General features: G+C 55.7%; 12 protein-coding genes. 9 read left to right on the plus strand and 3 right to left on the minus strand.

The genetic code is table 11. The features are described 5' to 3' along the window. The first annotated feature begins 128 nt into the window (after positions 1 to 128). The 7 genes from AUQ43_RS15150 to AUQ43_RS15180 all read left to right on the plus strand — a co-directional run bounded on the left by AUQ43_RS15150 (position 129) and on the right by AUQ43_RS15180 (position 5,974). Positions 129 to 968, plus strand: a complete 840-nt coding sequence (locus AUQ43_RS15150; RefSeq protein ID WP_062957032.1) for a glycosyltransferase family 2 protein — start codon at positions 129 to 131, stop codon at positions 966 to 968. Positions 969 to 1,134: 166 nt separating this feature from the next. After that, entirely contained in the window at positions 1,135 to 1,659 is a 525-nt protein-coding gene (ppa, locus tag AUQ43_RS15155; RefSeq protein WP_062957033.1) for an inorganic diphosphatase, read from the plus strand. Between the two features lie 172 nt (positions 1,660 to 1,831). Next, a complete protein-coding gene (locus AUQ43_RS15160; protein ID WP_232310697.1) occupies positions 1,832 to 2,371 on the plus strand; it encodes an O-acetyl-ADP-ribose deacetylase in 540 nt (179 codons plus the stop codon). A gap of 14 nt (positions 2,372 to 2,385) precedes the next feature. Beyond that, on the plus strand, positions 2,386 to 2,928 hold the full coding sequence (locus AUQ43_RS15165) for a L,D-transpeptidase (RefSeq protein ID WP_062957034.1): 543 nt from the start codon (positions 2,386 to 2,388) through the stop codon (positions 2,926 to 2,928). Positions 2,929 to 2,997: 69 nt separating this feature from the next. Then, positions 2,998 to 3,972: a DUF2333 family protein gene (locus tag AUQ43_RS15170; protein WP_062957035.1), complete on the plus strand. Its 975-nt coding sequence runs from the start codon at positions 2,998 to 3,000 to the stop codon at positions 3,970 to 3,972. 162 nt (positions 3,973 to 4,134) lie between these two features. Then, the gene (locus tag AUQ43_RS15175) at positions 4,135 to 4,704 is read left to right on the plus strand and encodes a NifU family protein (RefSeq protein WP_062957036.1); all 570 of its coding nucleotides are present in this window, start codon (positions 4,135 to 4,137) and stop codon (positions 4,702 to 4,704) included. Between the two features lie 280 nt (positions 4,705 to 4,984). Next, positions 4,985 to 5,974 carry a glucosaminidase domain-containing protein gene (locus AUQ43_RS15180; RefSeq protein ID WP_062957037.1) on the plus strand — a complete coding sequence of 330 codons (990 nt, stop codon included), beginning with the start codon at positions 4,985 to 4,987 and terminating at the stop codon, positions 5,972 to 5,974. A gap of 80 nt (positions 5,975 to 6,054) precedes the next feature. On the opposite strand, the gene AUQ43_RS15185 is transcribed toward AUQ43_RS15180, so the two are convergent. The 3 genes from AUQ43_RS15185 to AUQ43_RS15195 all read right to left on the minus strand — a co-directional run bounded on the left by AUQ43_RS15185 (position 6,055) and on the right by AUQ43_RS15195 (position 10,237). Then, on the minus strand, positions 6,055 to 6,513 hold the full coding sequence (locus AUQ43_RS15185; protein ID WP_062957038.1) for a hypothetical protein: 459 nt from the start codon (positions 6,511 to 6,513) through the stop codon (positions 6,055 to 6,057). A 444-nt stretch (positions 6,514 to 6,957) separates the two neighbouring features. After that, on the minus strand, positions 6,958 to 9,225 hold the full coding sequence (locus AUQ43_RS15190; protein ID WP_062957039.1) for an NADP-dependent malic enzyme: 2,268 nt from the start codon (positions 9,223 to 9,225) through the stop codon (positions 6,958 to 6,960). Positions 9,226 to 9,736: 511 nt separating this feature from the next. Beyond that, entirely contained in the window at positions 9,737 to 10,237 is a 501-nt protein-coding gene (locus AUQ43_RS15195) for a hypothetical protein (RefSeq protein ID WP_062957040.1), read from the minus strand. 173 nt (positions 10,238 to 10,410) lie between these two features. On the opposite strand from AUQ43_RS15195, the gene mutS reads away from it, so the two are divergent. Beyond that, a complete protein-coding gene (gene mutS / locus AUQ43_RS15200; protein WP_062957041.1) occupies positions 10,411 to 13,137 on the plus strand; it encodes a DNA mismatch repair protein MutS in 2,727 nt (908 codons plus the stop codon). Positions 13,138 to 13,142: 5 nt separating this feature from the next. Then, positions 13,143 to 15,884 (plus strand): [protein-PII] uridylyltransferase, encoded by a 2,742-nt coding sequence (locus AUQ43_RS15205; protein WP_062957042.1) that lies wholly within the window; start codon positions 13,143 to 13,145, stop codon positions 15,882 to 15,884. The last annotated feature ends 235 nt before the right edge of the window (positions 15,885 to 16,119 follow it).

A 16,119-nucleotide genomic window follows, 5' to 3' on the forward strand; every position in this document is an offset into this window, starting at 1 on the left:
TGAGCAAGAATTCGCTATTGATCGGTGGGCTGGGCAAACATACTGTTTGCGCACTTCGTCTGTATCTAGGTCTGGTATATCCAGATTTGGGGAAATGGACGGCATGAATACCAAAAGGGGAAATATACGTGCATAAGGTCTCAGTCATTGTTTCGACCTATAATTGGCCCGAAGCACTCGAAATGGTTTTGCAATCGCTGATCGACCAGAAGGACGATAATTTCGAGGTGATTGTTGCAGATGATGGCTCCGGACCAGAAACTGCCGAAACCATCGCCAGAATGCAGGAAAAGTCCCCTGTTCCGATCAAGCATTTCTGGCAGGAAGATCAGGGTTATCGTTTGTCACGTGTGCGCAACGGCGCGATCGCAATGTCTGAAGGCGATATCATTGTCTTCACTGACGGAGATTGCTGCCTGATGCCCGATTTCGTCTCCAGACATCGCAAGGCCGCAGAGGAGAACTGTTTTGTCACTGGAAAACGGGTTTTTCTGAAGAACCGCTTTACCAAACTCGCGATGAAAAACCGGCTTCGGTTCCATAAATGGCCTCGCGGGATCCTCTTCATGCTGGGCCTGACGGGAAATTGTAACCGCCCATTTCAGTTCATTCCGATTCCGCAAAGCCAGAAAAGCCTTTGGGAACATGCTGATTGTTGGAAAAAAGCACAAGGGTGCAACATTGCAGCCTTCCGCAAAGACATCTTGAAAGTTGGTGGCTTTGACGAAGCCTATGAAGGACACGGACTGGAAGACTCGGATTTTGTCTTGCGCATGATCCGGTCTGGTCTGAAGCGCAAGAATGTTGAGTACGACTCTCCGGTCCTGCATCTATTTCATGGGCGTTCGATGCCCAACCGCCATGCAAAAGCTTCCAAGAACCCCGGCTATTTCAAAAGTCTTGAGGCGGACACAGATCGCTTCGTTCCGATCAAAAGCTCGTTGTTGCCCGTAGCCAAGACTGCCTAGGGTTTCTGATCAAAAGTATCATTTCCAACCCCCTTGGAAGCAGCCGCGTTTCGCGATAAAAGGTCGGCATCATTTTCCTTCGGGTGCATCTGTGCATCTTCGAAACTTATATCAGCCGCCCTGTTGATCGGGGCATGCGTTCAAAAAGCGAAAGGGATTTTCCCAGATGGATCTCAGCAAGATTGCCGTTGGCAAGGATGTTCCGTGGGACGTAAACGTCGTCATCGAAATTCCGCAGGGCGGACCGGTCAAATACGAAGTAGACAAGGACTCCGGTGCTGTCTTTGTTGACCGTTTCCTGCACACCTCGATGTACTATCCGGTCAATTATGGCTTCATCCCCAACACGCTGGGCGAAGATGGTGACCCGGTTGATGCCATGGTCATGTTCCGCGAGCCGGTCGTTGCCGGTTCCGTCATCCGCGCACGTCCGATCGGTGTTCTGATCATGGAAGACGAAGCCGGTCAGGACGAAAAACTGATCTGCGTGCCGCATGACAAGATTGACCCGTACTACACCGACATCAAGTCCCACGAAGATCTGCCGCAGATCCTGCGTGACCAGATTCAGCACTTCTTCGAGCGTTACAAGGATCTCGAAAAAGGCAAATGGGTCAAAGTCACCGGTTGGGAAGGCGCAGAAGCTGCTGCCAAACTGATCGAAGAAGGTGTGACTCGCCTCGGGAAATAAGCCGGCGCAGATCCCGTCTTCGGACCGGTTACCGATTTCACGCACAACGCCCCGTTAAATGTGACGGGGCGTTGTTTTTTGACTTATCAGTCGCGTAACAATACTTTGGTGCAGGGGGTCTACCCTTACAGGGTGGAAAAGACGGCAAAGTTCACGTTTCAGGATATTATTCGTGACCGGCGATACAGACACCGACAAGACCCGCACCATCAAAATCATCTCTGGCGACATCACCACGCTTGACGTGGATGCCATCGTCAATGCCGCAAACGAGGCCCTTTTGCCGGGCGGCGGCGTTTGCGGTGCCATCCATCGTGCGGCGGGGCCCGAACTGGCAAATGCCTGTCGTGCGCTTGCCCCCTGCCCGACCGGCCACGCCCGGATCACACCGGGATTCGGATTAAAGGCAAAACACGTCATCCATACGGTCGGGCCGGTCTGGCACGGCGGCAATCAGGGGGAGGCCGATTTGCTGGCGAACTGTTATCGCAATTCAATCTTGCTGGCGCTTGAGAACAAACTGGCATCTGTCGCGTTTCCTGCCATATCCACAGGCATATTCGGGTATCCGGAAGACCAGGCCGCCAAAATCGCCGTATCAACGATTCGTGACCTGACTGGCGAAGTGCCCCGAATGCCACAAATTTACCTTTGTTGTTTTTCACCATCGGCGCGTCAGCACCTTGAGACCGCCTGCAACCAATTCAGATAAGGTCCGCGAACAGAATGCAAAGCGACGCTGTTGCACAGTCTTCATCCCAAGCACTTGAACTGTCTGCCTCGGCTGACGGGATCTTGCGTGTGGGCGATCACAGTTTTCGCTGTGCCCTTGGCGTCAACGGCGTCATTGATGCCGACAGCAAAACCGAAGGCGATGGCAAAACGCCCGCCGGTCGCTGGCAGCTGCGCTATGTCATGTATCGTGCTGATCGCAGGCCCTGCCCGCGTACCAGGCTTCCGGTCACCACCATCTCCTTCTGGGACGGCTGGTGTGATGACCCAAAGCATCCGGACTATAACTGCCCGGTCCGCCTGCCCTTTGACGCCAGCCATGAAAAGCTGTTTCGCGACGATGACCTCTACAACATCATCGTCGTTCTTGGTCATAATGACGACCCGCCCGTCCCCGGAAAGGGGTCGGCGATCTTCATGCATATCGCCAAACCCGATTATGCCGGTACCGAAGGCTGTGTTGCCCTGGCCGAAGATGACCTTGAAACACTCCTTGGATTGGCAGCCTATGAGACGTTCATCACCATCACTGCGTAAAATCATGGACTTGCCGTTTCGCTGCACAGCGCCTAGGTTCAATTGCCCGATCAATTCACAGGACAGGCCATGATTGAAGACGATTATCTCTACAAAAAAGGCGGCGTTGCAGGATTTGGCGCACGACTCAAGGCCATTTTCGGGTCGGGCAAGTTCTGGGCGCGCAGCCTTGGTGTGATCGTTCTGGTTGCCGTGATCTATTATCCGGCTGGCATGGCGATTGTGCATCATATTGATGACAACCCTGACTTTTCCGGCAACTACCAGGGCGGCAGCCACGCGGTTAGCACTGCGGCGGGCCTGATTGATCGCGAGGTCAACCAGAACCGCTGGACGGCCAATGACCCGTTCTTCCTGCCAAGTGCCGCACTTGATAACATGCCGAACTTCCAGACCGGCATCGTCTATGCCCTGTCGCGCTTTGCCATCGAACTGTCCGATCAGATCGGCCGCACCCGCGGGTCAAGCCAGGTTGACCCGGATCTTGATGATGCTGCCGGTCTTTTGAAATTCCGTGGCGACAAATGGGTGTTTGATCCGGGTGTTTCGCTGCTGCCCGGCGTTACTTCCGAACAGCAATACCGTCAGGCCATCCGGTCGCTTGAAAGCTATAATGCGCGCCTGATGAATGGCGAGGCCGTCTTTGAACGCCGCGCCGACAACCTGCAGGAAACACTGAACCGCTTTGCCAATGATCTTGGCTCGGCTTCGGCACTGATTGATGACAAGGTCGAAAACCCGTCGATCTTTGATCGTACGGCCGATGATGTTTTCTATGCCACCAAGGGCCGTCTTTATGCCTATAGCCTGATCTTGCGTGATCTTGGCACCGATTTCGAACAGATCATCAATGAACGCCAGATCGCGTCGGTCTGGGCGGAAATGATCGGCTCGCTTCAGGCCGCCGCCGCCCTTGATCCGATGGTGGTCGTCAATGGGTCGGCCGATGGCATCGTCTTCCCGAACCATCTTGCCGGTCTTGGTTTTTATCTTCTGCGTGCGCGTACGCAGATGCGCGAAATCAGCAGTATTCTGCAACGCTGACGCCAAAGTGATCACAGATTGCGGCTCATGGAATACCTGAGTTGCGCACTGCGACTTGATCTTTTGTGTTTTTTACCCCATTTAGGGCCTAACCAAATGAAATAGAGATTGTTGAGCGGGCAGCATAAGCCCCGACAATCAGAGTGAGAGGACAAGCCGACAATGTTCATTCAGACAGAACCGACCCCGAATCCGGCGACACTCAAATTCCTCCCGGGTGAGGAAGTCATGGGCCGCCTTGGCACTGCGAACTTCGTCAAGGGTGACGAAGCCATCAAATCACCGCTTGCCCGCAAGCTTTTTGAAATTGATGGCATTGCTGGCGTTTTCCTCGGCGGTGATTTCATCACCATCACCAAGGATGACTCCAAGGACTGGCAGACCCTGAAACCGCAGATTCTTGGCGGAATCATGGAACATTACACCTCGGGCCAGCCGGTGCTTGACCAGGATTCGAATGCGGCTACCGGCACCAGCTCTGCGGCCGAGGGCGATGATGAACTGGTCAGCCAGATCAAGGAACTGCTTGATACCCGTGTGCGCCCGGCGGTTGCACAGGACGGCGGTGATATCGTCTTCCACCGTTTTGAAGACGGCGTGGTCTTCCTTGAAATGCACGGCGCATGCGCCGGTTGCCCAAGCAGCACCGCGACGCTGAAGATGGGCATCGAGAACATGCTGCGCTATTACGTGCCCGAAGTTCAGGCCGTCGAACCGGTCATGGCCGAATAAGACCGGTTCACCCGGATCTGGCCTGTCCGTCATGTTACCGCGCCAAATGGCAAAAGCCAGCCGGTGAACTGACCACGGGCATTTTTACGAGTCGTTAACAAATTCGAACGCCCGGCGCGAACATATGCCCGCGCCGGGCGTTAAAAATTTGCGCCCAACGAAAAGGTTTTCTTGGCGTTTTCAACTCTTGGGGATATTGCCCGTTGCGATCACTGGCTGCGGCAGGCATAGATAACCTCCACTTGGGATGGACAGTTTGACTGATCCAGGAGATTCAACAATGACTAGCGCAAAAACAAATAACTACAGGAATACTGCGCTTGCCTCGATTTTCGGGGCAATATTTTTCCTGTATATTGGTATTTTCGCCGGAATTGATCTCTCGCCAACTCCGGAAGGTCTCGACACCGAGACGGCTGAAGTCACAGCAAAAGACACCAAAACCAAGAAAAAGAAACCGGTTTATCGTCGCGGCCCTGAAGTGGTCGCGCTTAACCAGTATTTCAAAAGCATCGATTATCATCTGCCCGAAGTGGGTGAAGTGCCGCGCGTCTATATCAAGCGCGTCCCGAAAGGTCTTGGCGAACTGGCATCGGTTGATGAACGCAAACAGCTGTTCCTGCGCATCATGCTGCCGCTGGCCATGCGGGTGAACGAAGAAATCACCGCGCGCCGCGAACGTCTGATGGCCATTCAGGCCAAGGGTATTTCCGGCACCCCGGTCAGCGCGAAGGACCAGCAATGGGTCAATCAGCAGATGAAACGCTATCGCGTCACCGATGGCGGCATCACGGCCCTGCTTGAACGCATTGATGTGATCCCGACCTCGCTTATTCTTGCCCAGTCGGCCGAGGAAAGCGGTTGGGGAACGTCGCGCTTCGTGCGTCAGGGCAACGCCCTGTTTGGCCAGTGGGCCTGGGGCGATGACGAGGGCATCGTGCCAAAGGGCCGCGAAGAGGGCAAAACCCATGTCATCAAGGCATTCGGAAGCCTTATGGACAGTGTGCGGGCCTATGCACGCAACATCAATTCCCATCCGGCCTATCAGTCACTGCGCGAACGCCGTGCAGCACTGCGCGCCGATGGCCAGATGATTACTGGCTGGGAACTGGCCGAAACCCTGACGAAATATTCCGAACGCGGGGCTGAATATGTCGACAGCCTGCACGCGATCATGAGCGTCAATGACCTCAACGAACTTGATGGCCTGACCTTCGCGGTTGGTGATGTGCCACCCCCGCCCAAGGTTCTGGCCGCACTCGAAGAGTAACCGGAAACCATATCTATAAAAAAGGGACCCAAACCGGGTCCCTTTTTTGTGTCACGTTCCGGGATCGAAGCTATCGAAGCTTACGACCCGCCGCGATAAATCCAGCCATTCTCGGATTTCAGCAGGCGGATCTCGTCTTCGATCACCCGGCGGTCGCCAACAGTGTACTCGCCTTCCTTAAGGGTCAGCATCTTGGTCTTCACCAGATCAAGCGCATCGCGCACCGTATTGCCGACTTCATCCATCGACCCGGCTGCCTTGCCTTTTTCCGACACGTCATCGGCAAATTCCGCGACCGTGCGGTCAAAGACAAGTTCATAGCGAACCATGACAATCACTTCATTGTCTTCTTCGGAAATGCTGTTGGTCTTGGTCACGTTTTCCACATGGCCGACCTTGGCATAGGGATCGTCGCGAAACCGTTCGATGACGGCCGTGGTGATTTCGTCAGCGGTCGGCCCGCTGACCTGTTCATCTTCACAGGCCGCAAGCAGCGGGAAAAACATGATAACGGCAAAAAATCGGGTCAACGGGCCCATAAGCGGTTCCTGTTTTCTTGGTTTTGGTCTGAATTGCCAAGTTTTGCCCGGATGATGTGGCAAAAATCGGGTCAGATGTCACATGCAAACTTCAAAAGCATCCATATGGGCATCGAGGTGTCAGGATATCACCTGCTTGCGCAAAATGCGCCGGACGAATTTATGGCCTGAACGTGCCCATGGCCTCAATACAGGCCGGGTTTGATATGCCAGGGTCAGCTCCCTATTGACCGCAAACCGGTTTTCAGTCCTTGAAGATCAGCACACCACCTTCCAAAGGTCCGAGCAAGAAACGTGATATTCGATCTGATCATTGCCATCTTTGGGCAGGCTGTTGAATAACCCCCGAACGCCCGCCTGACAGACCGCGAATAGACCCCGAACAGAAAAAAGGCGGAGACTGAAAAACCAGCTCCGCCTTTTTGTTGTGTTTTCCTGGCCGGATTAGCCGTGCTCTGCCTCGTGGGCGGCAAGGGCAGCGAGGTTGACCAGATCGTTCACGGTCGCCCCCATCTGGGCGATCTGGGCCGGTTTTTCCATGCCGATCATCACCGGACCAACCACCGTCCCACCGCCAAGCTTGTCAAGCAGCTTCGATGCCGTGGTCGCCGCATGCAGTGCCGGCATGACCAGAACGTTGGCCGGGCCCGACAGCCGGCAGAATGGATAAAGCTTCAGAAGCTCGGTATCGAGCGCGACATCAACCGCCATGTCACCATCGTACTCGAAATCAACATTGCTGTTTTCCAGAATGCCAACCGCTTCACGGATACGGTCGGTATCCTCGCTATACGGGTTGCCAAAGGTCGAGTGCGAAACCATCGCCACACGCGGCTCATGGCCCATCTGGCGGGCTTTCTCAGCGGCCTGAATGGCGATCTCTGCCAGTTCTTCAGCATTGGGCACGTTATGAACGCGGGTATCGGCGATGAACACCGTCCGGCCCTTGGCAATCGCAATCGAAAGGCCCATCGGGATTTCGCCCTCTTTGGCGTCAATCACGCTGGCGATATCCGCAAAGCTGCGATTGAAGTTCCGGGTCAGACCAGTGATCAGACCATCGGCATGGCCCTTGGCGACCATCACGGACGCAAACACGTTACGCTTCTGGTTCACCATGCGCTGGCAATCGCGCCACAAATACCCTTTGCGCTGCAGACGTTCATACATGAACTCGGCATATTCGCTGTTATGGGCCGAAAGTGCCGCGTTATTGATCTCAACCCCGTCAAGGCTCTCGATGCCAAGCTTTTTGGCACTTTCAGCAATGCGGTCCTCACGGCCGATCAGGATCGGCGTGCCATAGCCCGAATTGCGATAGGCCACCGCCGCACGGATCACGGTTTCTTCCTCGCCCTCGGCGAACGCAATGCGTTTCGGGTGCGCACGGACATAGTCGGAAATCAGCTGCAAGTGTGCCGCGGTCGGATCAAGGCGACCACGCAGCTGGTTTTCATATTCTTCCATGTCAATGATCGGGCGACGCGCCACACCGCTATCCATGGCGGCCTGGGCCACGGCCTTGGGCACGGCCATGATCAGACGCGGGTCAAACGGTGCCGGGATGATATATTCCGGACCATATTGCAAACGACGCCCGGAATAAGCCGCCGCCACTTCATCGGGCACATCTTCACGGGCAAGGGATGCCACGGCCTGTGCGGCGGCAATCTTCATTTCCTCGTTGATCGTGGATGCCTGCACATCAAGCGCACCGCGGAAGATATAGGGGAAGCCAAGCACGTTGTTGATCTGGTTCGGATAGTCCGAACGCCCGGTCGCGCAGATCGCGTCATTACGGATGGAGGCAACCTCTTCCGGGGAAATCTCCGGATCCGGGTTGGCCATGGCAAAGATGATCGGTTGTTTGGCCATGCTTTTGACCATGGCCGACGTCACCGCCCCCTTGACCGACAGGCCAAAGAACGCATCCGCACCAGCCATTGCATCTTCAAGCGAACGTGCATCGGTATCTGCCGCATGGGCCGATTTCCACTGGTTCATGCCGTCTTCACGGCCCTTGTAGATCACACCGCGCGAGTCACACATGATCACGTTGTCATGGGCGACACCCATGCTTTTGACCAGCTCGCAGCAGGCAATGGCGGCTGCACCGGCACCATTGATGACAAGCTTGATGTCTTCAAGCTTGCGCCCCGTCAGGTCACAGGCATTGATCAGGCCCGATGCCGCAATGATTGCGGTGCCATGCTGGTCATCATGGAACACCGGAATGTCCATGACCTCGCGCAGACGCTGTTCGATGATGAAGCATTCCGGGGCCTTGATGTCTTCAAGGTTAATCCCGCCGAACGATGCGCCAAGGAAACGCACGCAATTGACGAACTCGTCAACGTCTTCGGTCGAAACTTCAAGATCAAGCCCGTCCACATCTGCAAAGCGCTTGAACAGAACCGCCTTGCCTTCCATTACCGGCTTGGAGGCCAGCGCCCCCAGATTGCCAAGGCCAAGCACGGCCGTCCCGTTGGAGATAACCGCAACGATATTGCCCTTGGAGGTATAATCATAGGCAGTCGCCGGGTTCTTGGCGATTTCAAGACACGGCACCGCAACACCCGGCGAATAGGCCAGCGATAGGTCGCGCTGAGTGGTCAGCGGTTTGGATGCGGTGATTTCGATTTTGCCGGGGCGCCCGCTGGAATGGAACAGCAGCGCTTCACGGTCACGAACCTTGATTTCTGTATCTGACATTATGTTTTCACTGACGCTTGCGTGGTGAGATGGAAATCGACCTGATCGGTCTGTGTTGTTCTTGAGTGTAGATTTTCCTGATCGACAAATTTCCGGTGTGGGACCGTCATGTCGGACCGCCCAATAAATCAGGCTTCGGGTCGCGGGTCAAAGGCGACGTTAACGGCAACCGCAAAATTACGTAGCGTTTTCCGTATGTTGCGCCGCACCATCAACACCAGAACGCATCTGTTTAGCGACGATGTTTTACCCGCCAAACAGATATGACCGATCACCCATCAAGGCATGGATTGGCAATAAGCCTTGGTTTTTCAGCATTGTAATCCGGTATCGCCAAATAACGGGATGCCACGCATGATCTGTTGCACTGCGCAATCGCGGCCACGGCAATCGCAATAACGTGAATTTTCCATGATACGAAAAACGGGGGCTCTGGCCCCCGCATTCCTGTATCGGCATCTGTCAAAGTCCTGCAAAGCCGCCAGACTCTGTCGCCTGACAGTTCGTCAGCTTATTTCGGCATATGCATATGGATGTTGGTCGCCCCGTTCTTTTCAAGAATGGCGCGTGCCTTGTCCTCGGCACCGTCATGGTCCGGGTCAATCCGCACCCAAAGGATGACAGACCCGGCATCAACCGCGCGGGCGAAATCCTCGGTATGCGGGGTGGATGTCACTTCTTCGATAAATTCACGAAGTGCGACTGCGCCAACACCGGCCCCGACCGCGATCGCAGCCGCCGCGGTTGCCGCGCCACCAAACAATGCAATCGCACCGGACGCCACCAGCGGCACTTCATATTTGGCTTCACCCACAAGTGCTGTCAGCACATCGGACCAGGACCGACCATCCTTGCCAGCCACGTCGATGGATTCATGGGAGCTCAAAACCGACAGATCGGTGCGCTCAAACCCGGCATCGCGGAGCGCACGCAGAGCCGCATCGAAACCGTCCTTGGTATCAAACAGTCCGACCAGTTCCGGGGCCTGCGGGATGGTCTGTTCTTCTGCCATTTTGTACGCTCCTTGCTCACTGTTATTCTGTCGCGGGAAACGACAGTTGGTTGTTGGTCACGATCTTTATATATTCGCAGAAATTCAGGCGTTGCAATGGCATAGATCAAGTTTTATCACCCCGCCAGTTTCCTGCTCTCGTCTTTGCCTTCAGGGTTTGCTATCAAGTCATTATGAACCAGATCGCCGATACTTCCGATACCACACCTACCGCACCTTCTTTCTCCAAGGAAGGCGCGACGCCGATGATGATGCAGTTCCTTGAAATCAAGGAACAGTATCAGGACTGCCTGCTGTTCTATAGGATGGGCGATTTCTACGAGCTGTTCTTTGACGATGCGGTCAAGGCCGCCGAAGCCCTTGATATTGCCCTGACAAAACGCGGCAAACATCAAGGTAACGAAATTCCCATGGCCGGTGTTCCCGTCCATAGTCACGAAACCTATCTGCAGCGCCTGATCCGCAAGGGCTTCCGGGTGGCCGTCTGTGAACAGATGGAAGACCCGGCCGAAGCCAAGAAACGCGGTGCCAAATCCGTGGTCAAACGCGGTGTCGTGCGCCTGATCACGCCGGGCACCCTTACCGAAGACAGTCTGCTTGATGCACGGCGCCACAATTATCTGGCTGCCGTATCGGAAGTCCGTGGCAAGATCGGGCTGGCGTGGCTTGATATGTCGACCGGTGATTTCTTTGTGCAGCCATCCGATATGGCGGGCCTCGGTGCCGCCCTTGCCCGCCTTGATCCGGGCGAGATCCTGTTTTCGGAAAAGATGCTGAACCGTTCCGAAGTGTTCGACATCTACGGCGAATATAAAAACATCATCACCCCGCAGCCGACCGCACGCTTTGATGCCGAAAACGCCCAGCTCAGGCTTAAAAAGCTCTATGAGGTCGAGGCCCTTGATGCCTTTGGCGGTTTTGAGGTCGCCGAGCTTTCAGCCGCTGGCGCGCTGATTGATTATGTCGAACTGACCCAAAAGGGCCAGATGCCCCGCCTTGCCCCGCCGACCCGCGTGGCAGAGGGGGCAGCGATGGAAATCGATGCTGCCACCCGTAGATCCCTTGAACTGATCCAGACCCAGTCGGGCGAACGCAAGGGATCGTTGCTGTCGGTCATTGACCGTACCCGCACCGGTGCCGGGGCACGCTTGCTGGCCGCCCGCCTGTCCGCCCCGCTGACCAACGCGGACGAGGTCAACAAGCGCCTTGATCTGGTGGAATATTTCCATGATCGCGATGGGTTGCGATCAGATCTGCGTGCTGCCCTTGGCGAATGCCCCGATATCGAACGCGCGTTGTCCCGCCTGTCGGTCGGGCGTGGTGGTCCGCGTGATCTGGCCGCGATGCGCGATGGCCTGTCCTGTGCCTTTGCGATTGGCAATCTTCTGAATAAACCCGATGGTGGCAATGACGGCCTGACCGCACAGCCCGAAGCCCTTTCTGATCATTTGACCATGATGGGCCATCACGGCGATCTGATTGATCTGTTGCGCCGGGCAATCGCCGAAAGCCTGCCGCTTCTGGCACGTGATGGCGGCTTTATCGCCGGGGGGTATCACCCGCCGCTTGATGAGCTGCGCATGCTTTCAAGCGAAAGCAAAAAGCTGATCGCCAATCTCCAGGCCCGCTATACCGAACAGACCGGGATTTCCAACCTCAAGGTCAAGCACAACAACGTTCTGGGCTATTTCATCGAAGTATCGGCCAAGACCGCCGACAAGATGATGGAGGTCGATGAGTTCATCCACCGCCAGACCATGGCCAATGCGGTGCGCTTTACCACCGTCGAACTCTCCGAACTTGAAAGCAAGGTTTCCAAGGCAGGCGATCAGGCGCTTGCCCTTGAACTTGAACTGTTTGACGAACTTGTCGCCGCCGTTCTTGCCAAGGCCGATGACATCGCCAAATGTGCCCAGGCCCTGGCCGGGCTTGATGTATCTGCCGCCCTGGCCGAACTGGCCCGTGATCAGGGTTGTATTCGCCCGAACATTGATGACAGCCTTGCCTTTGACATCACCGCTGGCCGCCATCCGGTGGTCGAGGCCGCCTTGCGCGAAAATGGCGACGCACCCTTTGTCGCCAATGACTGCCGCCTTGAAGATGAACAAAGCCTGTGGCTGATCACCGGTCCGAACATGGCTGGTAAATCGACCTTCCTGCGCCAGAATGCATTGATTGCGGTTCTGGCCCAGATCGGCGCGTTCGTTCCGGCGGCCAAGGCCCATATCGGGGTGATTGACCGGCTGTTTTCGCGTGTTGGCGCGGCCGATGATCTGGCACGCGGGCGATCCACCTTCATGGTCGAAATGGTCGAAACCGCATCGATCCTTAATCAGGCAACAGATCGTTCGCTGGTTATCCTTGATGAAATCGGGCGTGGCACCGCGACCTTTGATGGCCTGTCGATTGCCTGGGCCGTGGTTGAAAACCTGCATGAAATCAACCAGTGTCGTGGTCTTTTCGCCACCCACTATCACGAACTGACCGCGTTGGCTGCCAAGCTCAAACACCTGTCGTGCCATACCATGCTGATCAAGGAATGGCAGGGCGAGGTCGTCTTCCTTCATGAAGTTGGCGCTGGCAGTGCCGATCGGTCATATGGCATTCATGTCGCCCAGCTCGCCGGTCTGCCAAAACCCGTGATCAAGCGCGCCGAACAGGTTCTCAAGACCCTAGAAAAGGGCGAACAGGGGGGCGCTGTTTCCAAACTGGCAGATGACCTGCCACTGTTTGCGGTTGCGATCGAGCAAGCCGCCAAGGAAGAACGTGCAAACACCCCCGCCCTGTCTGAGGATCAAAAGGCAGTTCTTGATGCGGTTACCGATCTTGATCCCGATAACATGACCCCGCGCGAAGCGCTTGATGCGCTATATCGGCTTCGGGCGCTTAAAGGAAACTGATCCTCGTGACCTACAAGATCAAAAAGCAGCGCGAAATCATCGACCGCAAAAAGGTCTTTGCCGAGCTTGAGGCCATCGCCAACGATCCCGCACTCAAGAGTTTCAAGCGGCGCACCGCCGTTCTCAATAAGCTGAAATCGGTGCTGGAGTCCGGGCGAGCGGTTATCCGCGCGCGTTTTGAAGAAAGCAATTCCGGGCAGGACACGGTCTTTTCCAACAGTTTCCTGATGGATCAGATCGTGCGTCTGATCCATGATTTTGCCACCACATTTGAATATCCCCTGCACAATCCGACCAATGAACAGCGCATGTCGGTGGTGGCCGTCGGCGGCTATGGCCGGGGCGATATGGCGCCGCATTCGGATGTCGATATCCTGTTTCTGTTTCCCTACAAACAGACTGCGCATGGTGAACAGGTTGTCGAATTCATCCTTTATATGCTGTGGGATCTGGGCCTTAAGGTCGGCCATGCGACGCGCTCGGTCGATGATTGCCTGCGCATGGGCAAACAGGACATCACCATTCGCACCAATCTGCTTGAAAGCCGCTTTGTCTGGGGGGATGAAGAAACCTATCACCTGTTCCGAACCCGCTTCATCGAAGAGCTGGTCAAGGGCAGCGGCATCGAATTCATCGAAAAGAAGCTTGGCGAACGTGACGAACGCCATACGCGAATGGGGGATTCACGCTATGTGGTTGAACCCAACGTCAAGGATGGCAAAGGCGGCTTGCGCGATCTCCATACCCTGTTCTGGATCGGCAAATACCTTTATCGGGTCAACTCCCCGATGGAGCTGGTCGAACTCAAGGTCCTGACCCGCAAGGAGGCGCGCGGCTTCCTGAAGGCACAGAACTTCCTGTGGGCGGTGCGTTGCTGGTTGCATTACCTGTCTGATCGCGAAGAAGACCGTCTGACCTTTGACATGCAGCGCGAAATTGCCGAACGGCTTGGCTATACCGATCATGCCGGGGCATCTGGCGTCGAACGCTTCATGAAGCACTATTATCTGATGGTGAAGCATGTCGGGAATCTGACGCGCATCTTCTGTGCCGCCCTTGAAGAAAGCCATCAGCGCCGCCCGCTGATCCGCTTTCCCGGCAAGCTGTTTGGCACCAAGGAAATTGACGGATTTGAATTGCGCAATGACCGCCTGACGGTCGAAAGCCTTGATGTCTTCAAAAAGGACCCGATCAAGATCCTGCGCCTGTTTCTGGTCGCCCATCAAAACGGTGTGGGCATTCACCCCGAAACGCTCCGCTGGGTGACACAAAGCCTGAAATACGTTGATCACAAGCTGCAAAACGATCCCGACGCCAACGAGGTTTTCCTTGAAATCCTCACCCAGCGCGACAGCCCGGATGTTGCGCTTCGTAAAATGAACGAGGCCGGGGTTCTGGGGCGTTTCATCCCCGATTTCGGGCGTGTCGTTGCCCAGATGCAGTATGACATGTACCACACCTATACCGTGGACGAGCATACCATCCGCGCCATCGGCATCCTCAATCAGATTGAAAGTGGCGAACTTGCCGAAGACGCCCCTGTCGCGACCCGCATCATGGGTCAGGTGATTTCACGGCGCGTCCTTTATGTCGCTGTGCTCTTGCATGATATCGCCAAGGGACGCGGTGGCGATCATTCCGAACTGGGTGCCGAAGTCGCTGAAAAGCTGTGCCCGCGTCTGGGGCTGTCCCCGGCTGATACCGAGGCGGTCGCCTGGCTGGTCAAGGCGCATCTGTGGATGAGCCTGACGGCGTTCAAGCGTGATCTGAATGATCCCAGCACCATTCGCGCCTTTGCCGATCTGGTGCAATCCCAGGAACGCTTGCGCTTGTTGCTGTGCCTGACGGTGGCCGATATCCGTGCGGTCGGTCCCAATGTCTGGAATGGCTGGAAGGCGACCCTTCTGCGCGAACTTTATTACGCCACTGATGACATGCTCTCGGGTGGTCTGAATGCCGATAGCCGCGATTCGCGCGTTGCAAATGCACAAGCAGCGCTCCGCGATGCGCTGAAAGACTGGCCGGAACAGGATATCGAAGACTTTATCGAGCGCGGTTATCCGTCCTATTGGCTGAGTTTCGATACCGATATTCACGTTCATCACGCACACCTGACGCACAAGGCCCGTGAATCCGGGGCCGATATCACGGTCGATGTGCGAATCGATACAGAAATCGACGCCACCGAAATCACTGTGCATTGCACGGACCATCCCGGCCTGTTTTCCCAGATTGCAGGCGCAATGGCGCTGTGTGGGGCCAACGTGGTCGATGCAAAGATCCTGACCCTTGCCGATGGCATGGCACTTGATACCTTTTTCGTGCAGGACACCAATGGCGAGGCGTTTAACGACTCCACCAAACTCGAACGCCTGCGCGAAACCCTGGAAAAGGTCATTTCCGGGCAGATTCGCCCCAGTCAGGAAATCGAACGCCGCCAGACCAAGGACAACAAGCACCGCACGGCCGTGTTCAAGGTCGAGCCCAATGTCATTATCGACAACAAGGCCAGCCGCACCCATACGGTGATTGAAATCACCGCGCGCGACAGACTGGGACTGCTCTATGACATCACACGTGCGCTGCGCGATCTGTCCATGCAAATCGCCTCGGCCCGGATTTCCACCTTTGGCGAGCGCGCGGTTGACGTTTTCTATGTAAAGGATGTGTTCGGGCTCAAGATCGACAGCCGCACCAAGTTTGTCCAGGTCAAGGAAACCCTGACACAGGCGATTCGCAACGACTGATCCCGATCTTTCAGCATAAAAGATGCGCACAAACCGGATCGACCCAATACCCATGCGCTACCATCAGCAACGCCACGGTATGGGTCAGATCCGGCTGTCCCGACCAATTTGGCCGGTACGGTGCTCGAATTATGTTTTGGAAATTGCGACGGACGAGGAAGGGTAAAACCAAATCCGACAGCGTGACCTGTTATCCACGGTGTCGAAATCCTCGGAGTGCAGCAGGTTGAGGTGG

Source organism: Thalassospira sp. MCCC 1A01148, from assembly GCF_001613795.1.
Lineage (GTDB): Bacteria > Pseudomonadota > Alphaproteobacteria > Rhodospirillales > Thalassospiraceae > Thalassospira.

Coding starts and splice junctions, on each gene's coding strand:
- ppa (WP_062957033.1), top strand. CDS start 1,135: ATGGATCTCAGCAAGATTGCCGTTGGCAAGGATGTTCCGTGGGACGTA.
- AUQ43_RS15190 (WP_062957039.1), bottom strand. CDS start 9,225: ATGTCAGATACAGAAATCAAGGTTCGTGACCGTGAAGCGCTGCTGTTC.
- AUQ43_RS15175 (WP_062957036.1), top strand. CDS start 4,135: ATGTTCATTCAGACAGAACCGACCCCGAATCCGGCGACACTCAAATTC.
- AUQ43_RS15165 (WP_062957034.1), top strand. CDS start 2,386: ATGCAAAGCGACGCTGTTGCACAGTCTTCATCCCAAGCACTTGAACTG.
- mutS (WP_062957041.1), top strand. CDS start 10,411: ATGAACCAGATCGCCGATACTTCCGATACCACACCTACCGCACCTTCT.
- AUQ43_RS15195 (WP_062957040.1), bottom strand. CDS start 10,237: ATGGCAGAAGAACAGACCATCCCGCAGGCCCCGGAACTGGTCGGACTG.
- AUQ43_RS15170 (WP_062957035.1), top strand. CDS start 2,998: ATGATTGAAGACGATTATCTCTACAAAAAAGGCGGCGTTGCAGGATTT.
- AUQ43_RS15185 (WP_062957038.1), bottom strand. CDS start 6,513: ATGGGCCCGTTGACCCGATTTTTTGCCGTTATCATGTTTTTCCCGCTG.
- AUQ43_RS15180 (WP_062957037.1), top strand. CDS start 4,985: ATGACTAGCGCAAAAACAAATAACTACAGGAATACTGCGCTTGCCTCG.